Annotated in this window: 17 protein-coding genes; 9 read left to right on the top strand and 8 right to left on the bottom strand. The window is 49.2% G+C overall.

Annotation, left to right across the window (positions count from 1 at the left end; translation table 11 throughout):
• Positions 1 to 1,525 (top strand): BCCT family transporter (locus AC6R0R_RS12725; RefSeq protein ID WP_500626968.1); only part of this gene is annotated, 1,525 nt, incomplete at its 5' end.
• Between the two features lie 96 nt (positions 1,526 to 1,621).
• On the opposite strand, the gene tdh is transcribed toward AC6R0R_RS12725, so the two are convergent.
• Positions 1,622 to 2,653: an L-threonine 3-dehydrogenase gene (gene tdh, locus AC6R0R_RS12720; protein WP_500626967.1), complete on the bottom strand. Its 1,032-nt coding sequence runs from the start codon at positions 2,651 to 2,653 to the stop codon at positions 1,622 to 1,624.
• Positions 2,653 to 3,849, bottom strand: a complete 1,197-nt coding sequence (locus tag AC6R0R_RS12715) for a glycine C-acetyltransferase (RefSeq protein ID WP_500626966.1) — start codon at positions 3,847 to 3,849, stop codon at positions 2,653 to 2,655. Before AC6R0R_RS12715 ends, tdh begins: the two co-directional genes overlap by 1 nt.
• Positions 3,850 to 4,038: 189 nt before the next feature.
• Here AC6R0R_RS12715 and AC6R0R_RS12710 point away from each other — a divergent pair, with 189 nt between their 5' ends.
• Positions 4,039 to 4,962: a LysR family transcriptional regulator gene (locus AC6R0R_RS12710; protein WP_500626965.1), complete on the top strand. Its 924-nt coding sequence runs from the start codon at positions 4,039 to 4,041 to the stop codon at positions 4,960 to 4,962.
• Here AC6R0R_RS12710 and AC6R0R_RS12705 read toward each other — a convergent pair.
• Positions 4,959 to 5,342, bottom strand: a complete 384-nt coding sequence (locus AC6R0R_RS12705) for a cytochrome b562 (protein ID WP_500626964.1) — start codon at positions 5,340 to 5,342, stop codon at positions 4,959 to 4,961. The two genes, AC6R0R_RS12710 and AC6R0R_RS12705, sit on opposite strands and share 4 nt — an antisense overlap.
• 159 nt (positions 5,343 to 5,501) lie before the next feature.
• On the opposite strand from AC6R0R_RS12705, the gene AC6R0R_RS12700 reads away from it, so the two are divergent.
• Together AC6R0R_RS12700 and AC6R0R_RS12695 are read left to right on the top strand one after the other, a co-directional pair.
• The gene (locus AC6R0R_RS12700) at positions 5,502 to 8,393 is read left to right on the top strand and encodes an HD domain-containing phosphohydrolase (RefSeq protein WP_500626963.1); all 2,892 of its coding nucleotides are present in this window, start codon (positions 5,502 to 5,504) and stop codon (positions 8,391 to 8,393) included.
• A gap of 139 nt (positions 8,394 to 8,532) precedes the next feature.
• A complete protein-coding gene (locus tag AC6R0R_RS12695; protein WP_500626962.1) occupies positions 8,533 to 11,421 on the top strand; it encodes an HD domain-containing phosphohydrolase in 2,889 nt (962 codons plus the stop codon).
• Here the strand turns inward: AC6R0R_RS12695 and AC6R0R_RS12690 are convergent.
• The 3 genes from AC6R0R_RS12690 to AC6R0R_RS12680 form a co-directional block, all read right to left on the bottom strand.
• The gene (locus AC6R0R_RS12690; RefSeq protein ID WP_500626961.1) at positions 11,418 to 12,179 is read right to left on the bottom strand and encodes a siderophore ferric iron reductase; all 762 of its coding nucleotides are present in this window, start codon (positions 12,177 to 12,179) and stop codon (positions 11,418 to 11,420) included. The genes AC6R0R_RS12695 and AC6R0R_RS12690 overlap by 4 nt on opposite strands.
• An 82-nt stretch (positions 12,180 to 12,261) precedes the next feature.
• Positions 12,262 to 14,418, bottom strand: a complete 2,157-nt coding sequence (locus AC6R0R_RS12685) for a TonB-dependent siderophore receptor (protein ID WP_500626960.1) — start codon at positions 14,416 to 14,418, stop codon at positions 12,262 to 12,264.
• Between the two features lie 196 nt (positions 14,419 to 14,614).
• Complete coding sequence (locus AC6R0R_RS12680; RefSeq protein WP_500626959.1) at positions 14,615 to 15,544, bottom strand: GyrI-like domain-containing protein; 930 nt, start codon at positions 15,542 to 15,544, stop codon at positions 14,615 to 14,617.
• Between the two features lie 424 nt (positions 15,545 to 15,968).
• Between AC6R0R_RS12680 and zwf the strand changes: the two genes are divergently transcribed.
• The 4 genes from zwf to AC6R0R_RS12660 all read left to right on the top strand — a co-directional run bounded on the left by zwf (position 15,969) and on the right by AC6R0R_RS12660 (position 20,002).
• Positions 15,969 to 17,471, top strand: coding sequence for a glucose-6-phosphate dehydrogenase (gene zwf / locus AC6R0R_RS12675; protein ID WP_334552192.1), 1,503 nt, complete (start codon positions 15,969 to 15,971; stop codon positions 17,469 to 17,471).
• The gene (gene pgl / locus AC6R0R_RS12670) at positions 17,468 to 18,184 is read left to right on the top strand and encodes a 6-phosphogluconolactonase (RefSeq protein WP_500626958.1); all 717 of its coding nucleotides are present in this window, start codon (positions 17,468 to 17,470) and stop codon (positions 18,182 to 18,184) included. Before zwf ends, pgl begins: the two co-directional genes overlap by 4 nt.
• Positions 18,185 to 18,224: 40 nt before the next feature.
• A complete protein-coding gene (gene gnd, locus AC6R0R_RS12665) occupies positions 18,225 to 19,673 on the top strand; it encodes a decarboxylating NADP(+)-dependent phosphogluconate dehydrogenase (RefSeq protein ID WP_500626957.1) in 1,449 nt (482 codons plus the stop codon).
• A gap of 185 nt (positions 19,674 to 19,858) precedes the next feature.
• A complete protein-coding gene (locus AC6R0R_RS12660) occupies positions 19,859 to 20,002 on the top strand; it encodes a hypothetical protein (protein WP_334551638.1) in 144 nt (47 codons plus the stop codon).
• Positions 20,003 to 20,032: 30 nt separating this feature from the next.
• Here AC6R0R_RS12660 and AC6R0R_RS12655 read toward each other — a convergent pair whose 3' ends face one another.
• Entirely contained in the window at positions 20,033 to 21,799 is a 1,767-nt protein-coding gene (locus AC6R0R_RS12655) for a sigma-54-dependent Fis family transcriptional regulator (protein ID WP_500626956.1), read from the bottom strand.
• A 322-nt stretch (positions 21,800 to 22,121) separates the two neighbouring features.
• Here AC6R0R_RS12655 and exaC point away from each other — a divergent pair, with 322 nt between their 5' ends.
• Positions 22,122 to 23,642 carry an acetaldehyde dehydrogenase ExaC gene (gene exaC, locus AC6R0R_RS12650; RefSeq protein WP_500626955.1) on the top strand — a complete coding sequence of 507 codons (1,521 nt, stop codon included), beginning with the start codon at positions 22,122 to 22,124 and terminating at the stop codon, positions 23,640 to 23,642.
• Between the two features lie 69 nt (positions 23,643 to 23,711).
• Here the strand turns inward: exaC and AC6R0R_RS12645 are convergent, their stop codons facing one another.
• Positions 23,712 to 23,906 (bottom strand): hypothetical protein, encoded by a 195-nt coding sequence (locus tag AC6R0R_RS12645; protein WP_500626954.1) that lies wholly within the window; start codon positions 23,904 to 23,906, stop codon positions 23,712 to 23,714.
• Positions 23,907 to 23,956 lie beyond the last annotated feature (50 nt).

Here is a 23,956-nt window from a genome sequence, read left to right as displayed (position 1 = left end):
AAACGGAGCACCGACGCTCTTTCAACAACTTCAACTGACGAATCCAACATTTCAAATGAGTAGCGCCTTTTTCATAGCCTTTGTGTTCTTAGCGCTAACGAATACCTCTTTACTCTCAAATTGGGTCAATCAAGGTTTTGCACTAGCGACCGAATACTTTGGAGCATTTTGGCAAGTTCTTCTGCTTGCAAACTTCATTGTTGGACTCTATTTGGCCGTATCTCGCAGCGGGAGTGTGCGATTGGGTGGACTGCTCACCCCAGAGATAAGCACATTTAAGTGGATCTCTATCATTTTATGTACACTACTGGCTGGTGGTGGCGTGTTCTGGGCTGCTGCTGAGCCAATCGCCCACTTCGTAACTGCCCCCCCTTTGTATGGCGAAGCGCCCCCTATCGAAGCCGCCATCAATGCTTTGTCTCAGTCGTTTCTGCATTGGGGCTTTTTGGCCTGGGCTATTCTTGGTTGCCTGTCTTCCGTTGTGTTGATGCACCTGCATTACGACAAAGGCCTACCACTCAAACCGCGAACCTTGCTCTACCCGATATTTGGACAACGAGCCATAACTGGTTCACTAGGAAACATCATTGATACTGCCTGCATCATTGCAGTGGCTGCTGGTACCATCGGCCCGATCGGTTTTTTAGGGCTGCAAATCAGTTACGCGTTGAATGCTTTGTTTGGTATCTCGGATGGATTTACGACTCAGACCATGGTGATCCTATTCGCCGTCGCTATGTACACGCTTTCTGCGCTTAGTGGCGTTAGTAAAGGCATTCAAATTGTGAGTCGATACAATATCATTCTCTCAGTAGTTTTGATCGGCTTCATTCTGCTGTTTGGCCCCACTCAATTTATTATTGATGGTTACTTACAAGGGGTAGGAGGTATGCTCGATAACTTTGTCGTGATGGCCCTCTATCGAGCAGACACAGACTGGCTTAGTTGGTGGACCGTTTTCTTTTGGGGTTGGTTTATCGGCTACGGGCCAATGATGGCCATATTTATCACTCGTATTTCACGTGGTCGAAGTATCCGACAACTCGTTCTCTCAGTCAGCATTGTCGCGCCGTTAGTGACGTGTTTTTGGTTTACCGCAATTGGCGGCAGTGGACTCGCATTTGAAATTGCCAACCCAGGCGTCATCTCACAAGCGTTTGAGGGCTTTAATTTACCTGCAGTACTGCTTGCTATCACAGATCAACTGCCGCTTTCGACACCGATTGCATTGCTATTTCTAATACTGACTACCACGTTTATTATCACCACCGGAGATTCCATGACGTACACCATCAGTATGGTCATCAGCGGAAAGAAAGAGCCCAACGCGATATTACGAGCATTCTGGGGCATCACTATGGGCTTAGTTGCAATCGCCCTAATCGCCATGGGTAAGGGCGGCATCAACGCACTGCAATCGTTTATCGTTGTGACTGCGGTACCCGTCTCTTTTGTTCTTCTCCCTAGCATCTGGTTCGGAAGAAAATACGCTCAAACCATGATGTATGAGCAAGGCATAAAATAAAACGCCTAAACGCTTTTATCCAGTGACACTAATCCGTTGTCATATAAAGATAAACTGAAAGCGCTCCAATCGGAGCGCTTTGTTTAATTGATGTATTTATTCCCAATCAAGGATAACCTTCCCAGAAGCCCCGCTACGCATTGCGTCAAAGCCTTTTTGGAAGTCATCGACCTTGAAGTGGTGAGTGATGATTGGCGTCAGATCTAGGCCTGATTGAATCAGGCTTGCCATCTTGTACCAAGTCTCAAACATTTCTCGGCCGTAGATGCCTTTGATGACAAGGCCCTTGAAGATCACTTGGTTCCAGTCGATGCCCATGTCCGATGGTGGAATACCGAGTAATGCGATACGTCCACCGTGGTTCATGGTTTTAAGCATTGAGTTGAAGGCGGATGGATTGCCAGACATCTCAAGACCGACGTCAAAACCTTCAGTCATGCCAAGCTCTGACATAACGTCTTCCAGTTTTTGTTCGGCAACGTTCACCGCGCGGGTAACGCCCATTTTGCGCGCCAGTTCTAAGCGGTATTCGTTAACATCTGTGATCACGACATGACGAGCACCAACGTGACGCGCGACGGCCGCCGCCATAATGCCAATTGGGCCAGCGCCGGTGATAAGCACATCTTCACCGACGAGATCAAAAGAGAGCGCCGTGTGAACCGCGTTACCAAACGGGTCAAAGATTGAAGCAAGATCATCAGAAATGCCTTCAGGGATCTTGAATGCATTGAACGCAGGGATCACTAGGTATTCAGCAAACGCACCTTCGCGGTTCACACCCACACCAATCGTGTTGCGGCACAGGTGCGTGCGGCCACCACGACAGTTGCGACAGTGACCACAGGTGATATGGCCTTCGCCCGACACGCGGTCACCAATTTCAAAGCCGCGAACTTCTTGGCCAATCGCCACCACTTCACCCACATACTCGTGACCAACGACCATAGGTACGGGAATGGTATTTTGTGACCACTCATCCCAGTTGTAGATATGGACATCAGTTCCGCAGATGGCGGTCTTTTTAATTTTGATCAAGATATCGTTGTGGCCAACCTCAGGTTTGTCCACTTCCGTCATCCAAATGCCTTCTTCAGGCTTAAGTTTAGAGAGTGCTTTGATTTTCATTATTGGATGATCTCCATCTCACGGCCCACTTCAATGAAGGCGTCGATCGCACGATCCAGTTGCTCACGAGAATGCCCCGCAGACATTTGCGTACGGATGCGAGCTTGACCTTTAGGTACCACAGGGAACGAGAAACCAATGACGTAAATGCCCTTCACCAAGGCGCGTTCAGCGAACTCTGCCGCTACTTTGGCATCGCCTAACATGATTGGGATGATCGCATGATCCGCGCCGCCCATCGTAAAGCCAGCCGCTTCCATACGCGCACGGAAATGTGCGGCGTTGTCCCACAAACGCTCGCGCAGATCACCGCTCTCTTTTAACAGGTCAAGCACACGAAGTGATGCACTGACAATCGCTGGTGCGACAGAGTTTGAGAACAAGTATGGGCGTGAGCGCTGACGCAGCCATTCAATCACTTCTTTCTTACCAGAGGTGTAACCACCTGACGCGCCGCCCATCGCTTTGCCCAGTGTACCTGTGATGATATCTATGCGATCCACAACGTCGTGATACTCATGAGTACCAGCGCCGGTTTTGCCCATAAAGCCAACGGCGTGAGAGTCGTCGACCATCGTCAATGCGCCGTATTTATCCGCCAGATCACAGATAGCCGGAAGGTTGGCGACCACGCCATCCATCGAGAACACACCGTCGGTCACGATCAAGATGTGGCGAGCGCCCGCTTCTTTTGCCGCAATCAGCTGCTCTTCAAGCTCTTGCATGTTGTTGTTGGAGTAACGGAAACGCATCGCTTTACACAAACGAACACCATCAATGATCGAGGCATGGTTCAGCGCGTCAGAGATGATCGCATCTTCTTTACCCAGAATGGTTTCAAACAGGCCCGCATTCGCATCAAAACATGAGGTGTACAGAATGGCGTCTTCTTTACCTAAAAACTGAGACAGTTTTTGCTCCAGTTGTTTGTGGGTGTCTTGCGTACCACAGATGAAGCGTACCGATGCCATACCAAAGCCGTGCTCATCCATACCGGCTTTGCCCGCCTCGATGAGATCTGGGTGGTTGGCGAGTCCTAAGTAGTTGTTTGCACAGAAGTTAAGCACTTCTTCGCCCGTTGAGATTTTAACGGCGGCTTGCTGCTGAGACGTAATGATTCGCTCCGCTTTGTAAAGGCCTTCCGCCTTTACTTCTTCGATTTGATCTTGAATTTGTTGATAGAATGCAGAAGACATTGCTGTTTCCTTTCGCGTTATGGTTAGCCTAAGTGTAATCCATCGTCTTCACTTCCATTATCCATAGGCACGGAAAAACATTTTTGCCTCTGGGGCACAGATAAGGCGGTTTTGTGAACTCTGTTGGTTTAGCGCCCAATCACGCTCTGATACACTAGTCGTCATCGCTGCTACACCGAGTTCTTGATCTTGTTTGATACCCGACTACTGACATTACTGCCCGATTTAGCCTCGTTTATTCTTGTTGTCGAGGAGGGCAGCTTCACCGCGGCCGCCAAGCAACTTGGCGTCACCCCTTCTGCGCTCAGTAAATTGGTGACTAGGCTAGAAAAATCACTCTCGACCAAGCTGTTTGAGAGAACCACACGCTCATTGATCATCACACCTACAGGGCAACAGGTTTATGACCAAGCGATTGTGATGGTCAATGCCGCTCGCCAGGCGGTGGACTTGTCGAGCTCTGATCACAGTGAGCCCACAGGGCCACTTGTGGTCGCGGCACCAGAGGCGTTTCTTAACTCGGTCTTACAACCCTTTGTGGCGCCCTTTTTAAAAGCCTACCCCGATATTCAGCTCAAACTGCGCGCCGCCGATGGCGAAATAGACCTATTGCGCGATCGCATTGACATCGCTTTCAAACTGACCGATAAACCGGATGAGAACTTAGTCCTCAAAGAGATGGGGAAAACACACCTGCAATTGTGCGCGAGCCCGGACTATCTCAGCGCACATGGCGTGCCGACGCACCCAACTGAGCTCGCGAACCACAGCTGTCTCTATTTGGCTGAAACCGACAAAGACCACGTTTGGGATTTCTTCAAAGAAGACGAATACCACTCCGTTGCCGTGAGCGGACGCTACGCCGTCAATCATTCACAAATGCGTTTAAATGGGGTCAAACAAGGAATTGGAATCGGGATTTTTCACGATTTCGTCATCGCGGATGCGATTGAATGTGGTGAGGTCATCGCGGTGCTGCCCGAGTGGACGATAAAGAGTAACTACCATGGCTCGGTGGCGATGCAATACCCGCAAACCAAGTATATGCCCGCGAGATTGCGGGCATTCATCGATTACGTCAGCGACGCACTGAAAGAGAAATTAGCGCGTTAGCCAAACAACTTACTCCAGATGCTTGGATTGCGTTTGTCGTGATATTCGATGCGAAGCTCGTCAACGCGTTTCAACTGCGTCTTAGCGCGGGCAAGATCGCCACCTTCCAATGACTGCTGTATCTCTCCAAGCGCTTGAGATAGCGCTTGAAAACCTTCTTGGTACACCTCCACTTTCTCGGGTGGGTACTCGCCTTGCTTAGCTTGCTCCACCAGCGAAGTGAGCGCCCCAACCGCAGTTTGCATCTCGACTACATCACTGGCTTGCGCCGCGTGACGAAACTCCACTTTCATCTGCTTCATCACGGCCTTAAGGTCGCCGCCCGAGGCCCAAACTTGGCACGCGACCAGCAAACTCATCGCTGCTATTAACTTTCTCATTTTATTCTACTTATTGGATTCAAAACGCCATTGTAAGCGATGGATTAAGGGGTGAAATAGGAAAAGTGTTGCGAGTTATAAATGAGTAAACTCACGACGTTTTTTTGCATGTTTCGCAGATTGGCTAATACTTAAGAGAATTCTTATAGAGGGAACTTCATGAGTCGACGCCGCTATTCACTGTCCATCCACATTACGAGTCTGTTTTTGGTGTTGACCACGCTCGTGGGCGCGGTACTTATCGGTATCAGCTACAAGCACTCTCAAGACTTGTTAACCGAGAGCGCCAAGGAGCTCAGCAGTGAAAATGGCGCCAAATTGGAAACCACCTTCCAAAATCGCGCAGGGCCTATCCTGACCACGTTAGATTTCATGTCGATGAGTGACGTAATTGAGTCGGCCGACGCACCGGTTGACCAAACCCGCTTCATCGCTTCCCTCGCGATCATCTTTCAGCGCAACCCAGAATTGGTCGCCTTGTATTACGCCAGCGAACAGGGAGATCTCAATGTCCTTCGTCCACTTCGCACCATCGCGGACCGTGAGCGTTTTGATGCCCCTGATAAAGCAACATTGATGATTAACTCGATGGCCGTTAGCGGTAAAAACGATGTCCATTTCTTAAACGGTCGCCATGTGCTACTCCAATCGATTGAAAACAATGACAACGATTTTGATCCTCGAGTGAGGCCCTGGTTTGTCAATGCAAGCTCAGATGGTGACATTCGCTTAACGGAGCCATATTTTTTTTACTTTCTTAAAACCAGCGGCGTGACGTTGTCACGAAGATCACCCGACGGCCAATTTGTTGTCGGCGCGGATTTCACTCTAGACTCCCTCTCCCAACAAGTCAGTACCATGGGGTATTCTGAACAAACACGCTTGCTGTTACTCGATAGCCAATTCAATGTCTTAGCGCACCATCAGTTAGAAGTGACGTTGCCTGAATTGAGTGACTCCGTCACTCAATCTGATATCAACGACGTACTGGAACAGAGTGTGTTTGCGCCAGTGCTAGGCCGAGTGTCATCGCAAATCATCTATGAGGCGCTCGAAAGTGACGGTATTGATTGGTCCGTGACCTTAACTCCCGTCGAGTTAAACAACCAGACACGACTGCTGCTTGCCGAAGCAATCCCACAACATGATATTCTGGCTTCGCTGCTTTCGATGCGAGACAGACAAGTACAAGTGGCGATCTTTATGCTGATTGTCAGTTTTGTGGTCATCTGGCTCGTGTCTAAACGCATTACCAATCCATTATTGACGCTGGTCACTCTGACTAGCAACATCGCACGCTTCGACTTTAAAAAGACCCGCTACCCTAAGAGTGTGATCAAAGAGGTATCCAATCTCACCAAATCCATTGAGCTGATGGAACATACTCTGCATGACTTACTTCGTCTACTGCGTGAAACGGCCAGTAACCGAGATTTTTCCTTGCTGGCAAAGACTATTACTCACCAAAGCTATATGGTCACCAAAGCGGAAACCATCGTGCTCTACACACTGGACAACAAGGACGCTTCCTTCTCGATTGCCGCCAATCACGCGATTATCCCGTTCAAAGTCGATATCAACGAGTTCCTCTCTAACACCCCGTGGATGCAGAAAGACTTAGAGAAAGGCGAAACTATCCATCTCACCCGTGGGGACAACGCCATCGCAAAGTACAGCGAATCACTGTTTAACACCGATATCTATTTCTTCCCAATGCACAACAAAAACAAGAAATTGGTCGGCATTTTGTTGTTGGGGTACGAACGCCCCATCCCCCCTGAACAGAGTGATAAACATGCGTTTTTAAAAGAGCTGTTAAGCTTTGCCGAAATTGCCAAAGAAAACATCACGCAGATGGAGCAACAAAAAGAGATGCTCAATGCGTTTGTCGCCCTGATTGCATCGGCTATCGATACAAAGTCGCCTTATACAGGCGGACACTGTCAGCGTATCCCGACACTGGCAAACTTGTTGACCAAAGTGGCAGACAAAGACAAACGCTATTTTGCCGATTTTTCAATGGGCAAAGATCAATGGGAAGCGCTTAATCTCGCCGCTTGGTTGCATGATTGTGGCAAAGTGACCACGCCAGAATATGTGGTCGATAAAGCCACCAAGCTCGAAACCATCTATGACCGTATCCATGAAGTGAGAATGCGTTTTGAGCTATTGAAAGTGCAGGCTAAAGTTGACTGCTTGCAATCGATTCTCGATGGTGAGGAGAAAGAAAAGGCAGAACAAATATTGGCTCAGCGCCACCAGCAGTTGGATGACGACTTCTACTTCGTCGCAGAGTGCAACTTAGGTGGAGAATCCATGACCGACGAAGCCATTGAACGCTTGGAGCAGATCGCGGAAATCGAATGGGTACGTACCTTAGATGATCAAGCCGGTACCTCCTGGATAGAACGCGAACGCGCGGGAGATCCTACGCCACTGCCCATCAAAGAGAAACTGCTCGCCGATAAGCCCGTACATGAGGTGGGCTGGGGGGTGGGTGTCAACCCGAAAGATCAGTGGGCACAAGCGTTCATTCTTGATCCCGGCGAGCTCAAATACAATCGTGGCGAGCTATTCAACTTATCCATTCGCCGAGGCACGCTCAACGATGAAGAGCGCTTCATCATCAACGATCACATCATACAAACCATCACTATGCTGAACCGTCTGCCCTACCCAGAACACTTGCAACAAGTGCCTGAAATTGCCGGTGGACACCATGAGCGAATGGACGGTAAAGGCTATCCACTTGGCTTGACGGGCGAGCAGCTCTCCGTGCCTGCTCGGGTGATGGCAATTGCCGATGTCTTCGAGGCGTTGACCTCATCAGACCGACCTTATAAAAAAGGCAAAACGCTGGACGAGTCGATCAATATCATGACCTCGATGGCCACCAGCGGTCATATCGATCCTAAGCTTTATCTGCTGTTTTTAGAGCACCAGATCGATCAAGAATACGCCAGCGCCTACCTACACCCTTCACAAATCAGTGAGTTTGATCGTGAGGCGCATATTCAGAAGGTGAAAGCCTACATCAAAGCGTCTCTCTGATAGGGCACGGCGTACTTCACTACAAAATGAGATCTGGCACGACGAATCATTACCTACAAAACGCAGTTTTGAAGCAGAAACTCCAATATAGGTCTACGCTAGAGCTATATAAGGTATTGTATTTAAGCGGATAAATTGAATGAAGAAACGCCGATATTCTCTGACCATTCACATCACCAGTCTCTTTTTGGCACTGACGTCAATCGCTGCGGTCATCCTGGTGTTCACCAGTTACCAACATTCACAAGGGCTGCTCAACAAGAGCGCCGAAGAGCTGTCCAACGAAAACAGCGCAAAGCTCGAAATCACATTTGAAAGTGCCACTGCACCGATTTTTACTTCGTTAGATTTTATTGCCAATGGCGATAGCCTCAATCGAGGTATGGCGTTGCACCAAAATCGCGGCTTGATTGCCTCTCTGGTGACGACGTTCGAGAAAAACCCTGAGATGGTGGGGATGTACTATGCCAGTCAAGAGGGTGATATGAACGTCATCCGCCTTTTTAAGGACGCAGCAGACGCAGAGCGCTTTGGCGCACCAAGCCATGCGAAAGTGATGGTTCATGAGATGGGTGTCGATGGAAAAAACAACCTCTACTTCCTTGATTCATCCCTCAAGATACTGACTGAGCGTCTTAAACAGGATAACCAATTTGATCCACGCGTTCGTCCTTGGTTTAAAAACACCCGCCAAGATGGCGCGATTCAGTTGACTGAGCCGTACTTTTTCTATGAACTCAAAACCAACGGTGTGACGCTTTCAAGGCGATCCGCTAATGGCCAGTTTGTCATCGGTGCCGACTTTACCCTAGATTCACTGTCGCGAAAGTTGCATTCAATGGCGCTCTCTGAACATACTAAACTCATACTATTTGATCGAAAGTTCAACGTGCTTGCTCATCACAATCTCGGTACCGTATTCCCAGAACAATCCAGCCGGTACGAGGAGGTTCACGACACTATCCGAGAAACCGTGTTTGACCCAATATTCAACCGCTTCTCCGATGGCGTGGTGTATAAAACAGTAGAGAGTGAGGGCCTTGAATGGTCGATAACACTTGTCCCTGTGATGCTTAATAAAGACATCAAACTTCGATTAGCGGAAGCGACCCCGCACGATGACCTGCTAGGTTCATTGATTTCGATGCGAGACAAGCAAATTCAAGTGGCGATCATGATGCTGGTCATGAGCCTGTGTATCATCTGGTTTGTCTCGCAAAAAATTTCGACACCACTCAAAACGCTCATTACCCTGACCAGTAATATCACCCGTTTTGAGTTTAAAAAAACGCGCTATCCCTCCAGCATCATCAAAGAGGTCTCGAACTTAACGGCCTCTATCCAATTGATGGAGCACACGCTACATGACATGTTGACCTTACTGCGTGACACGGCCAGTAACCGAGATTTCGCGCTTCTATCAAAAACTCTGTGTAAACAGAGCTATCAGCTGACTAAAGCCGAAAGCGTTGTGCTCTTTACCAGTAAAAGTAACAGTGAAGACGATTTCGAACTGGCAACCAGCACATCCATCATCCCGTTTAAATTGGAGATCAACGCCTTTATTCATGCGATTGACGGGCTAAAAGCCAAGCTAGATCAAGGCCAGATCGTCCACTTACAGCGCCACCAAGCAGCGCTGCAGGGCATCGCCAATCGTCTCTACACTTCGGACCTTTATCTATTCCCCATTCACAACAAAAATAAAAAACTGGTCGGGCTGTTACTGCTCGGTTACGAACGATGCATCACCGCCGAGCAGAGCGACAAACACGCCTTCTTAAAAGAACTGCTCAGTTTTGCTGAAATTGCCAAAGAAAACATCACCCAAATTGAGCAGCAAAAAGAGATGCTCAATGGCTTTATCTCTTTGATTGCCTCGGCGATTGATACCAAATCCCCTTACACGGGCAGTCACTGCCAACGCATTCCTGAACTGGCGAATGTCCTGACGCAGGTGGCCCACAATGACGGCCGCTATTTCCCCGAATTTAAGATGGAAGACGACCAATGGGAAGCGCTTCATCTTGCGGCTTGGCTGCACGATTGTGGGAAAGTCACCACCCCAGAATACGTGGTCGACAAAGCCACAAAACTTGAAACCATTTACGACCGCATCCACGAGATTCGCATGCGCTTTGAGCTGCTCAAATCCGACGCCAACACCGAATATTGGCAGAGCATTGCGAACGGCGTTGAGATTTCTGAGGCGCAAGCGCAGCTAGAGCGGACCCATCGCGAGCTTGATGATGACTTTGAGTTTGTCGCACAGTGCAATTTAGGCAGTGAGTTTATGACCGACGACGCGGTAGCGAGACTAGGGCACATCGCCGATAAGGAGTGGACTCGCACGCTCGATGATCAATTGGGTATCTCGTGGATTGAGAAAGATCGCGCGGGCCCAAAAACGCCACTGCCCACCAAAGAAAAACTGCTCGCAGACAAGCAAGTACATCAAGTGAGTTGGGGTGAAGGCGTCAATCCAAAGCAGCATTGGTCAAAAGACTTTGTCCTTGAGCCTGGGGAGCTGAAGTTTAATCAGGGTGAGCTGTACAACCTGTCTATCAAGCGCGGCACCTTGAATGACGATGAGCGCTTTTTGATCAACGACCACGTGATTCAAACCATCAACATGCTCAATCGTCTCCCCTATCCCGATCATTTGAAACAGGTGCCAGAGATTGCCGGGGGACACCACGAGAGAATGGATGGCAAAGGTTATCCATTGGGGCTTAAAGGTGAGGAGTTGTCGATACCAGCTCGCGTAATGGCCATTGCGGACGTATTCGAAGCGCTCACCTCCTCAGACAGACCTTACAAAAAAGGCAAAACACTCGATGAGTCGATCAAGATAATGACATCGATGGCGACTAGCGGGCATATTGACCCCCAGCTGTACTTGCTGTTTTTGGAGCACGAAGTGGACCAGTACTACGCAAATCACTACCTTCCTGCCTCGCAACATAGCGAGTTTGACAGAGAGGGGCACATTCAAAAAGTCAAAGCGTACCTTAGCGAACTCGCTTAGCGGGATCGCGCGCGCTTGGGGCAGTTATCGCAATAGCTGCCGCTTTCACATTTATAGACCTGGCAACAACTGATGCGATGCATGTTCAGTGCCCCATCATCATCCAAATAGAGTTGTTGCGCCGCTCTAGGGCGTAATTGAAACGCCGACAACCATAACTCAGCGTGTGTTTTGGCTTCTTCTAAGGTTAAAGTCGGCTCAAAATGTGACAATTTAACCAGACAGTTGAGCAGTGCGTCACTCATCAGCGATTGGGTAAACCCCGGTCTAATTCGGGTAAATGACTCAATGTCTTGGCGGTAAACCTCAAACAACGCCGACAAGGTGCGCCCCGCAAGCGAAATCAATTTAGGTAACTCGCCATGTTGATGCGCTTGGGTCTGAAATGAAAATCCCGCGACCCAATACCCATCAACGGTTTGTGCCATCGAGTCAAATCTAGGTACCCCTCGACACGCGTAGACGGCAACAAATGCCACAAACATTGGCTGCCAACACACCAAGTCCCAGGTTCGGGTTATCCAGTAGCCATTTCCAGCGCTTGTGTGTTGCTCACTCAGCCTTTGATATAGCGCACTGAGCAGGCGTCGATTCTGCTCTGTTTGTTGGGGTAACAGTTGCTCGCACTCAGGTACACTCACCTTGCCATCTAACAAGGGAGTGACGTGTTTGCAGTTCTCAAAAAGCGCATGGAAAAAGGGATCGAGCGATTCAATATCCACCGCGCTGCTGCCTAAGGCATTCAATTTTACATTCATCTCTTGGTTCAAAAGCAGCCCAATTGGGCTGCTTGATACTGTTGAATTTAACTCACCGTTAGCCAGAACGTGGAATAACTCGTCAGAACTCGTAATTCACATTGAGTTCAATCGAGCGCTCTTCACCGTACCAGCAGTTCGCGTCGTCATAGCAGGTGTAACTCTCTTCATCAAAGAGGTTGTTCACAACTAGATTGGCCACGGCGCCGTTAAGTGAGTCACTCATTGCGCCAAGATCATATCCTAAAGAGAGATCCACCAAGGTATAAGCAGGCACTTTTTCGCCGGTGTTATACGCGTCTCTTTGCATCGCACCGACATAACGAACACCACCGCCAACACGCGCGCCGGCCAACGGGCCATCGTACAAATAGTAATTTGTCCATAGATTGGCCGTGTGCTCTGGCACGTAAATCGGCGTCGTTCCCACTAAGGCACTGTCGACATCCTCTGTCACTTCCATATCCATGTAGGTGTAGCTCGCATTAAGATCCCAAGCGCTTGTGACCAACCAGCGGCCTTCTAGCTCAAGGCCCTGAGAGCGCACTTCACCTAGCTGAATCTTCGCGCGGTAGCTAGGGTCATTGGGGTCATAAGAGACCGCATCTTGCTTAGTGATGTGGAAGTAAGACGCCGTCATGCTCTGCGCGCCATCGTGTGATTGGTACTTAACCCCGACCTCAACTTGCTCACCGAGTTGAGGTTCAAGCGCATTACCGTCGATGTCTGTGCCTGAGGCAGGCTCAAAACTGGTCGCAAAACTCGCAAACGGGGAAAGGCCATTGTCAAACTCATACAACGCCCCAACGCGATAAGAAAGTTGGTGGTGGTCAGCCGTATCGACGGTGTCACTCCCAGTGGTGCTGGTTTTGCGGTCACTCGATTCGAAGCGGTCATAGCGTCCACCCGCCAGCAGTACCCAATCGCCCAATCGAACTTGGTCTTGAAGGTAGAAGCCCAGTTGTTCGGTCTCAATCTTGTGGGTTTCGTCATACACCTCTGTCAACGCGTTTCTGTCTAACAGCGCGTTGTTGGGGCGAAAAACATTGAATCCATAGAACTCGGCGTTTGCAGCGTATTCACGATAGACGGAGTCCCCTTTGAGCTTGAGGTAATCGATGCCAAACAGCAGGTTGTGCTGAGCCTGCCCGACCGTCACTAAGCCAGACAATTGGTTGTCAATCACAAATGACTGAGATGATTCGTCCGTATCGTAAATGTTTCGGCTCATAGCGCCAGTGGACACATCGAAGCTCGTTGCTCTGTGGTAAGTGTTTTCCTGATATAGGGAGGCATCGGCGTAGCGTGCGTTTTGTAGGAAGGTCCATTGATGGTTAATGTCGTGATTGACTTTATAACCGAGCATAAACACTTCACGCTCAAACTGACTCCAACTGACATCGCCTGCCGAGGTGGACGGTGACGTTGAACCGTTGGCGTTGCTGTCAATCATTCCCGACGCGGGCAGCGCTGAGTTGATCCCCATGTTCGGATCTTTTTGGTAGTACATGTTGAGGTTAATTAACGTCCGCTCGCTAGCTTGCCAATCAATCGACGGTGCAATCACGTAGCGCTCTTCCTCTGCATTGTCGACTTGACTGTCTCGTTTACGAGCAAGGGCAACCAAGCGATAAGAGACATCACTCTCACCGATTTGCCCCGTCGTATCGAGCGAGGTTTCCATCAGATTTCTGGTTCCTGTCGCGACACTCAAACGCGTTTGGCTCTGCTGCTGCGGCGATTTAGCAATCATATTCACCATCCCGCCCGGCGGCATAGAACCGTACAACACAGAGGTGGGACCTTTGAAAATCTCCACCTGTTGCAGCGCAATAGGATCGATTTGTGGTTGCAAGTTCCATCCCGTTAGATAAGGGAGCTTAAGCCCATCATAATAGCTCTCACTGTTGGTAAAACCACGAATCGAGAAGGTGTCGTACATAGTGACCGACGCCCCTTTTTTCTCTGTCACGACGCCAGGGGCGTATCGGAGCGCCTGATTCAAGGATTTGACACCGCGTTGCTCCAACTGCTCTGATTCAATCGTGGTGATCCCTTGCGGGGTTTCCTCTGGTTCTAACGCAGTTTTAGTGGCCGTGTTACGATACGCTTCGCCCAGAACGGTGATGGTGTCCATCGTTGAAGCGTCTCCGTCTTCGGCAGCGTAAAGGGGCGAAGAAAAGGCTGAAATGAGCGCCAACGTCAATGTCGAGCGCTGAAAGTGAGTGATAGATTGCATATTGTCCTCAATTACCCATGCTTTATCTTAATAAGAATTAATATCATTTGCATTCTAAATTTTTTAAATTGGCAAAAGTTAACAATTTGGTGCAAAGTCACCGACTTTTGTTTAGCAGTGTTTTATTCGCTGCGAGCGCGTAATTCAGTAGGAGGAGGGAAAAGAGAAAAAGGAGTGGGAATCAGCGGACTGCGCCTTATCGCAACTCGATTGGCAACCAATACTCCATTTCTGCACTTGGCGATTCAGAATGATAGTGAGCTGGATACACTTCCAGTTCAAAGCCATCAACGCCGCAGTAGTTTGAGCTAGGTAACCAATTGAGAATAAACCACTCTAGGGTGTCCGGTAGCCCACGAATCGGACCTTTATGTGTGACCACCGCATAAGTTTGAGCCGGAACTGACAGAGTACTCAACGTAGATGAGTGCGCCCAATCTAGAATTTGCCGCGCATCGCAAAGCTCAACCCCTGCCCAATACGTCAGTGGCGTGGCATCAAATTGAGCGTGCTGAGTATCGACCACCCCTACCCTCTGCCATTGGTCAGTGGAGTCTGGCAGCGCCTGTTCAAACTGCTGCCACAACAGTGGAACTTGCGTGGCGAAGTTGGGCTGAGGTGAAAACAACCCATTGATGTAACCGTGACTACCACTAACAAAAAATGCGGGCTTAGATTCGACTCGAATATGGACAAACGCAGCCTGATTGCCAAGCCGATACGCTGTATCTCTGTCCGAGGAAAACTGAAGAGGCTTTCTTAACCCTGTGCGTTGCCCTGCCTGCCGATACGCTCTTGGACTGACTCCAAACTTGTGTTTAAACGCGCGGCTAAAGCTGACTTCCGAGCCAAAACCGAGCGCATAGCCGATATCAATGACCTTATCCGCGCCATCGAGCAAACGTTCAGCCGCTTCGCTGAGCTTTAGCTCTCGTACATAATTGGCCACTGTCGTGCCCGTTTCGTTTTGAAAAACGCGTTGCAACTGCCAACGTGACCAGCAACTCTGCTGAGCCAACTCATCCAGCGTCATCGGATCTTCGATGTGGTGGTGAATGTAATCCAACACCTTGCTGATCCGATGAAATACGGCCATCGATTTATCTTGCTTGCTGTCGCTGCTCATCGCTCATCTTTTCAATGCGTGGGTCGCGAAGTGTCTCACATTCTATGAGCGCTGCAAATATGTGCTCAAGCTAGCCCAAATGACCATAGTCAACCTGACTCTTAATCTCATCACCTCTTAGTCCGCTCTGTTTGGTTTTTGCGCAATCGTTTTCGAGCTCATAGCGAACGCCGCCTTACCGGTTACTGTTCTTTTTTCTGCTTATTCAATTATTTAATAAATTAGTCTGACAAATATTAATCGATTGCCTTCTCAATAGTTGATGTATGTCAAATTGTCGTAGACAATACCCTGCCGTTTCAAACGCCTAGAAAGTAAGTGGCACTCCCTATTGAGATGATAGGTAGCACCGATTTTCTATTTATTCGCTGCGCTGATAATTTGGCGCAACAGATTTAAGACCCTTGTTTCTAAAGGAAAGATGATGGTAATACCAGAAAACAGCAGCATCGTGATTTTTGGTGCTTCGGGAGATTTAACATACCGTAAGCTGATCCCCGCGTTATACCACCTGTATGCGAACAAGCAGCTTCCAGAGAACTTTGCCATTTTGGGTGTAAGTCGTACTGAATACAGTGATGAATCGTACCGTGATAAACTGAAGCGCTCTCTACAAGAGATGGAAAAGACGGTTCCTGAGACGCTCGATGCCTTCATCAACCATCTTCATTACCAAGCGATCAATACCTCAGACAGCACCGATTACAGCAAATTGGTCTCCCGTCTGGATGACCTTTCCAATCAGTACCAGTTCGAGCAACGCAATACGCTCTTCTACCTTGCGACACCGCCAAGTTTATACAGTGTCATCCCAGCCAGCCTTGCTGAACATGGGTTGAACAATGAAGAAGACGGCTGGAAACGCTTGATCATCGAAAAGCCATTCGGTTATGACCTAGAGTCTGCGCAAAAGCTGGACAAAGAGATCCACGAGCATTTTCAAGAGCACCAGATTTACCGCATCGACCACTACCTAGGAAAAGAGACGGTACAAAACCTACTGGTGTTCCGCTTCTCTAATGCGATGTTTGAACCCTTGTGGAACCGCAACTTTATTGACTACGTCGAGATCACTGGCGCCGAGTTCCTCGGTGTTGAAGAACGTGGTGGCTATTACGATGGCTCTGGCGCTGTTCGTGATATGTTCCAAAACCACCTGCTGCAAGTGTTAGCGATGGTAGGAATGGAGCCGCCAGCACAAATCAACGCTGATTCCATGCGTGATGAAGTGGTGAAAGTTCTGCAGTGCCTCAAACCGTTAGACGAAGACGCGCTGCGCAATGATTTGGTGTTGGGTCAGTACACAGCATCTGAAGTCCGTGGCCAGCACCTATTGGGTTACCGCGAAGAAAATGGCGTTGCCGACGACTCGCGCACGGAAACCTACATTGGTCTAAAAGCTTACATCAATAACTGGCGCTGGAATGGTGTGCCTTTTTACGTACGTACGGGCAAACGTCTTCCTACTCGCGTGACTGAAGTGGTCATCCACTTTAAACAGACGCCGCATCCAGTATTTGGTCAAAATGCACCAGAAAACAAACTCATCATTCGAATTCAGCCTGACGAAGGCATTCAGATGAGCTTTGGTCTCAAAGAGCCAGGCGCAGGCTTTAAAGCGAAAGAAGTGAAAATGAACTTCCACTACGCCGACCTGCAAGAGACCCAAATGCTGACGGCTTATGAGCGTCTTCTGCTTGATGCCTTAAACGGAGATGCTACTCTATTTGCCCGTAGCGATGCGGTTGAAGCGTGTTGGAAGTACGTTCAACCGATTCTCGACTTCAAACAAGATCCACAAGCACTGTTTGGTTACGCTTGTGGTACTTGGGGGCCAAAAGAGTCTGATGACTTGTTAGCACGAAACAACCGTGCATGGCGCTTCCCATGTAAAAACCTGACAGATACGGACTACTGCGAACTATGATCAATCACAAGATCCACTCAACCGCGCAGCAGGTGGTAGAAAGCCTTGCCAACGATATGAAATCGTACAGCGAGCTTGGCCGACCTGTTCACATTTCACTTTCCGGCGGCAGCACCCCTAAGATGCTGTTTAACCTGTTGGCCCAGGCCCCATACGCGGATACCATCGCTTGGCAAAACCTCCACTTCTGGTGGGGAGACGAACGCTGCGTTGCACCGGATGACGCGGAAAGCAACTACGGCGAAGCAAACGCTTTGCTATTTAGCAAAGTGAACCTACCTGCTGAAAACATCCACCGTATTCGCGGCGAAAATGACGCCGAGCAGGAAGCGCTGCGCTTTGCCAACGAAATGGCAGAGGTTATCCCGTGTGAAAACGGTACACCCGTGTTTGATTGGATTCTATTGGGTGTTGGCGCCGACGGCCACACTGCCTCTTTATTCCCGGGTCAAACCAACTATGCGGATGAGAACTTGTCTGTTGTCGCTTCTCATCCTGAATCTGGCCAACTACGCGTGTCAAAAACCGCTAAAGTGCTAGAAGCAGCAAAACGAATCAGCTACCTCGTTCTTGGCTCAGGTAAAGTTGATATCGTGTACGAAATTCACACCACTCCAGCAAGCGAACTGCCTTACCCCGCGGCGAAAATTCTGTCGAAAGCGGGTGAGACGGAGTGGTACTTAGATTCTGACGCAGCGGCGAAAATCGCATAACGCGGTTGCTCGTCCAACGAGAACATATTGGAGAGAAATAATGAAAGGTGATATCGGTGTTATTGGCCTAGCGGTAATGGGTCAAAACCTTATCCTCAACATGAACGACCACGGCTTTAAAGTGGTGGCTCACAACCGTACTGCTGCGAAAGTAGACGAGTTTCTAGAAGGCCCAGCGAAGGGTACAAACATTATTGGTGCTTACTCACTTGAAGAGTTGGTTGAGAAACTCGAAACGCCACGTAAAGTGATGCTGATGGTTCGTGCTGGTGACGTTGTTGACACTTTCATCGACAACCTAATCCCACTTCTAGACGAAGGTGACATCATCATCGATGGTGGTAACACTAACTACCCAGACACTAACCGCCGCGTAGCGCACTGCCGTGAGCAAGGCATTCACTTCATCGGTACTGGTGTATCTGGCGGTGAAGAAGGCGCACGTTTCGGTCCTTCAATCATGCCTGGTGGCGCTGTGGAAGCTTGGGAAGCGGTTAAGCCTATCTTCCAAGGTATCTCAGCAAAAACTGACGCTGGTGAACCTTGTTGTGATTGGGTTGGTAACGACGGTGCTGGTCACTTTGTTAAGATGGTACACAACGGTATCGAATACGGCGACATGCAGCTAATCACTGAAGCTTACCAGTTCATGAAAGACGGTCTTGGTATGTCTGCTGACGAGATGCAAGCTGTATTCGCTGATTGGAACAAGAGTGAGCTCGACAGTTACCTGGTTGAAATCACGGCTGACATCCTTGGCTATAAAGATGAAGACGGTGAGCCTCTCGTTGAGAAGATCCTAGACACAGCAGGCCAAAAAGGTACGGGTAAGTGGACAGGTATCAATGCCCTAGACCTAGGTATTCCACTGACACTTATCTCTGAGTCAGTATTCTCTCGCTGTCTATCTGCACTAAAAGAGCAGCGTGTTGAAGCTGAGAAGCTATTCGGCAAGACAATCACTCCGGTTGAAGGTGATAAGCAAGAGTGGGTTGACGCACTTCGTCAAGCGCTACTAGCGTCTAAGATCATCTCTTACGCTCAAGGCTTCATGCTAATGCGCGAAGCATCAAACGAAAACGGCTGGGATCTTAACTACGGTAACGTAGCACTCATGTGGCGCGGTGGTTGTATCATCCGCTCGGCATTCCTAGGCAACATCCGAGATGCGTACGAAGCGAACCCAGATATTGCATTCCTAGGTTCTGACGAGTACTTCAAAAACATCCTACAAAGCAGCCTAACGGCATGGCGTAAAGTGGCAGCGAAATCTCTAGAGTCAGGCATCCCAATGCCATGTACGATTTCTGCGCTATCTTTCCTAGACGGTTACACAACGGCTCGTCTACCAGCGAACCTGCTGCAAGCTCAGCGTGATTACTTCGGTGCGCACACTTACGAGCGTATCGACCGTGAACGTGGTGAATTCTTCCACACTAACTGGACAGGTACAGGCGGTGATACCGCATCGACCACTTACGATGTGTAACCTGTAGCGCAACCATTGAATCGGGCGCGAAAGCGCCCTTTTTTTGTTGGCTCATCCCGTTGATAGATGAGGTTGGGTGATCTCATCCCCTCATCTACGCCTATAATTAAAAAAGTGTGGATGATGTCACACCTTGACCACTCACCTAAATTGGAGTGGCAATATTTACTTAGTAGGGCTCAATTATGACTATTAACAAACACTTTGTATTTGTTCCATCGGATGTTGAACAAGCAAATAACAAGGATAATAGAGTAATTTCTGATAAAGAGACTGAGCGTCAGGCACTAGTAAAACAAGCCCAACAACAAGGCGGGCTACAAGGCTAAAAAAAAACGTAAGAGCGCCATTCGGCGCTCTTATTTTTTTAACTCTAATAATCCCAACAACTTCAGCTTACGATAAACGGTATTTCGACTCACACCTAAACTGCGCGCCACTTGGCTGATGTTACCTTTTGACGCTTGATAAGCATTAAGCAATGCGCTATTCACAGTGGTTTGCAAATCTTGTCTCTCGTCATCACAACTCTCAGACTCAGACACCATTGCATGAGCTAAGTGGCTAGGCAGATGCTCAATACTCAGCCACTCTTCATCCGGATTAAGAAGCGCGGTCACCTTGAGTAGGTTGTCTAACTCTCGTAAATTTCCCGGCCACGAATAACCATCCAGTGTGTCAAGTAGCCTTGCGCTTAGCTGCTGGTTATCCCGTTGGGCATGCTTCTGGTGCAGTGTTTGAATTAAATCACGTCGGTCGTGTCGAGATCGAAGCGGCGGTAAAGTGATGATTAACCCATTAAGTCGATAGTACAGATCTTGCCGAAACTGCCCTTGCTCAACGAGCTTGGCTAAATCTTGATGGGTAGCGGCGATAATTTGGACATCGACTTTGTGACTCTCTCCACTGCCAACAGGTGTAACCACCTTGTCTTGCAATACCGTTAACAGGCGGCTTTGAGCTTCATAAGGCATCTCGCCAATTTCATCTAAAAACAGACAGCCTTTGTCCGCTTGCCGAACCTTGCCGATGTAGCCCTTGCTGTTCGCCCCTGTAAAAGCGCCCGACGCGTGACCAAACAGCTCAGACTCGATGAGCTCCTTTGCGAGGGCACCGCAATTTACAGTGACCAAAGGTGCTGTACGCCGAACGCTGCTAGCATGCAACGCTTTGACAAACTCCCCCTTTCCCACGCCAGTCTCACCAAGCACTAGCAAACTGATGTCTTTGCCATATAAACGACTCGCTTGCTGCCAAGCCTGCTCAACCAAAGAGTCGCCATAATGAAGTAAATTGTCCGTGTTGAAGCGCTTCCTACGCCGAGTTTGGCGGCCAAGCGCCGTCTGTTGCACAATTAAGCCTTGCTGGCGTTGTGATTGCTCAAGTACTTGCTCAACCGACATGCCAATTAAACCAGAGTGACGTATTAGCTGTGAAGCCACTGGGTTGTGGGCCAAGACCTTACCTCGCTCATCAGCAATCACTATGCCTTGCCAGCCAGAACTGAGGAAGGAAGAGTCTGTAGCTAAGTTGAGTTGCACAGCGCCGTCAGGTACAGAGGCTAACAATCGGTTTTCCACCATCTGAACCATATTTTGCACCAGTAACTGCTCGGTGGCATCGTGGGTTTTCTGCTCACTAGTGACATCCAAGATACCAACCAAGGTACCTTGATGATTGAAGAGTGGGCTCGCCGAACAACTGATGAATCGGTGATGTTTGATGTAATGTTGCTCCCCAACGATGGTGAGCGCGCGACGTTCATGGATCGCAGTACCGATGGCGTTGGTTCCCTTAACATGCTCCAACCAACACGAACCTGTACCGAGTGAAATGGCCGCTAATTTATCGCGAAATTTATCTTGTCCCCAAGTCGCTAGAATCACGCCCTGTGGATCAGTAAAGATCAAGCGACTGTCTGTGCGAGCCATCACTTGATTGAACAGAGGAAGCGCACTGGTTTCCACCGCCTCAATGACCTCACGACATTGAAAGCGACGTTCATCCAATTTCGCTTTGCTTAACGTAATGTCTTCTGGCTTCCTCACTTCTCTTAGACCCGCATGGCTACTGCGTGTCCAAGAAGAAGCCAACCAGTCTTGCGTGTTCATCGATCGCAGCTGCATACCTGCTCCAATAGTCAACAATCAGATGTGTCAATTTGGAACAGCTGAACATTCCTGCCCGCTTTCCAAAGCGCAAAAAACTCGCACCCATAACACCGTTACATTATTGGAAACTCTAGCTCGACAACATATTTACAACAAGTTTTTAACACTTGGTCTGTGATTTGCCTAAGTATTTCTTGTCCATGTGTTTAAAACACCGTGCGATAGATTCGAAGATCAGTACCTTCGCCGATTTGATACACATGAACAATCTACCCAGAAGAATAACGATAGCGCCCAGCGCTACCAGTAATCTGAACGAGAAACAAAAGGACTTCACATGATCTATGCTCAACCCGGAACTCAAGGCTCACTTATGAACTTCAAGTCTCACTACGACAACTACATCGGAGGAGAATGGGTGAAACCAGTCAGCGGCGAATACTTTGACAACGTCTCTCCCGTCAATGGCAAAGTGTATTGCCAAGTCGCACGTTCATCAGCCGAAGATATCGAACTCGCACTCGACGCGGCGCACCACGTTCGCTCGGCATGGGCATCCACGAGCGTCACTGAACGCGCCAACATCCTGCTGAAAATCGCAGATCGCATCGAGGCCAACCTTGAAGAACTGGCCGTGGCCGAGACTTGGGAGAACGGAAAACCGGTACGTGAAACGCTGGCCGCTGATCTACCGTTAGTTGTCGACCACTTCCGCTATTTCGCTGGCTGTATCCGAGCACAAGAAGGCAGCGCCGCCGAACTGGATGCCACAACCGCAAGCTATCACTTTCCTGAGCCGATTGGAGTTGTTGGTCAAATCATCCCATGGAACTTCCCCATGCTCATGGCGGCGTGGAAACTTGCGCCAGCGCTTGCCGCAGGCTGCTGTGTGGTATTAAAGCCGGCCGAACAAACACCCACGTCCATCTTACTCTTGATGGAAAAAATTGGTGACTTAATCCCGGCGGGAGTCATTAATGTTGTCAACGGCTTCGGCAATGAAGCAGGTCAAGCACTTGCTACCAGTAACCGAATCGCCAAACTGGCCTTTACGGGCTCAACAGAAGTCGGTAACCACATCCTCAAATGCGCCGCGGATAACTTGATACCGTCCACCGTTGAGCTGGGCGGTAAATCACCCAATATTTATTTCCCTGACATCTTTGAACACGAAGATGAGTACCTAAATAAATGTATAGAAGGCACGTTGCTCGCTTTCTTCAACCAGGGCGAAGTCTGTACTTGCCCTTCTCGTGTCTTGGTGCACGAAGCCGTGTATGACCAGTTCATTGCCAAAGTCGCAGAGCGAGCGAAGAGCATTCAACAAGGCAACCCGCTTGATACGGACACACAAGTCGGAGCGCAGGCCTCTCAAGAGCAATTTGACAAGATTCTGAGCTATTTGGAAATTGGCCGCCAAGAGGGGGCAAATGTGGTGTTTGGCGGAGAAGTGGCCCCGCAAAGTGACGACATTGCCTCTGGCTACTATATCCAACCAACACTCCTTGAAGGCAACAATAAAATGCGTGTCTTCCAAGAGGAAATTTTCGGTCCTGTCATTGCGATCACCAAGTTCAAGGATGAATCAGAAGCGCTCGCGATAGCCAACGATACGGACTACGGCTTGGGGGCTGGCGTGTGGACACGTGATGCCAACCTTGCCTATCGTATGGGGCGTCACATCGAAGCTGGCCGAGTGTGGATAAACTGCTACCATGCCTACCCTGCCCACGCCGCCTTTGGAGGCTACAAGAAATCAGGCATCGGGCGAGAGACACACAAAATGATGTTGGATCACTATCAAAACACCAAAAACTTACTCATCAGCTATGACGTGAATCCACTTGGGTTCTTCTAGGTAAGGCCATCCGACGTTACACTGGGCACACTCGCATGTGCCCATTTTCATCTGGCCACTTGAGCAATGCTAGAGTGATCTTTTTGAGGATTGATGCGCTTTCTTCACGTCATCCCAATACAGTACTCCACTAGCCACCAGCGCTAAAAGTGACACCGTAAACAGCGCCGGCATACTCAAAATCCATGCAAATACCGCTGCGAGAAAAACCACAAAACAGATCATACGGCTGCTCGACATCACGCGACCTAGTTTTCTACTCATAACGCCTCCTATCACTGGAAAGAAATGGGAAAACTGGGTGATATTGGTGA

This window comes from Vibrio sp. R12-SW3-ISO1 (assembly GCF_059834005.1).
This window is presented reverse-complemented; position numbering and strand designations above follow the sequence as displayed.

Bases quoted from the DNA above. Each gene is read 5' to 3' on its own strand.
- tdh (WP_500626967.1), bottom strand. From the start codon at position 2,653: ATGAAAATCAAAGCACTCTCTAAACTTAAGCCTGAAGAAGGCATTTGG.
- AC6R0R_RS12715 (WP_500626966.1), bottom strand. From the start codon at position 3,849: ATGTCTTCTGCATTCTATCAACAAATTCAAGATCAAATCGAAGAAGTA.
- AC6R0R_RS12705 (WP_500626964.1), bottom strand. From the start codon at position 5,342: ATGAGAAAGTTAATAGCAGCGATGAGTTTGCTGGTCGCGTGCCAAGTT.
- AC6R0R_RS12700 (WP_500626963.1), top strand. From the start codon at position 5,502: ATGAGTCGACGCCGCTATTCACTGTCCATCCACATTACGAGTCTGTTT.
- AC6R0R_RS12695 (WP_500626962.1), top strand. From the start codon at position 8,533: ATGAAGAAACGCCGATATTCTCTGACCATTCACATCACCAGTCTCTTT.
- AC6R0R_RS12690 (WP_500626961.1), bottom strand. From the start codon at position 12,179: ATGAATGTAAAATTGAATGCCTTAGGCAGCAGCGCGGTGGATATTGAA.
- AC6R0R_RS12685 (WP_500626960.1), bottom strand. From the start codon at position 14,418: ATGCAATCTATCACTCACTTTCAGCGCTCGACATTGACGTTGGCGCTC.
- AC6R0R_RS12680 (WP_500626959.1), bottom strand. From the start codon at position 15,544: ATGAGCAGCGACAGCAAGCAAGATAAATCGATGGCCGTATTTCATCGG.
- zwf (WP_334552192.1), top strand. From the start codon at position 15,969: ATGGTAATACCAGAAAACAGCAGCATCGTGATTTTTGGTGCTTCGGGA.
- pgl (WP_500626958.1), top strand. From the start codon at position 17,468: ATGATCAATCACAAGATCCACTCAACCGCGCAGCAGGTGGTAGAAAGC.
- gnd (WP_500626957.1), top strand. From the start codon at position 18,225: ATGAAAGGTGATATCGGTGTTATTGGCCTAGCGGTAATGGGTCAAAAC.
- AC6R0R_RS12660 (WP_334551638.1), top strand. From the start codon at position 19,859: ATGACTATTAACAAACACTTTGTATTTGTTCCATCGGATGTTGAACAA.
- AC6R0R_RS12655 (WP_500626956.1), bottom strand. From the start codon at position 21,799: ATGCAGCTGCGATCGATGAACACGCAAGACTGGTTGGCTTCTTCTTGG.
- exaC (WP_500626955.1), top strand. From the start codon at position 22,122: ATGATCTATGCTCAACCCGGAACTCAAGGCTCACTTATGAACTTCAAG.
- AC6R0R_RS12645 (WP_500626954.1), bottom strand. From the start codon at position 23,906: ATGAGTAGAAAACTAGGTCGCGTGATGTCGAGCAGCCGTATGATCTGT.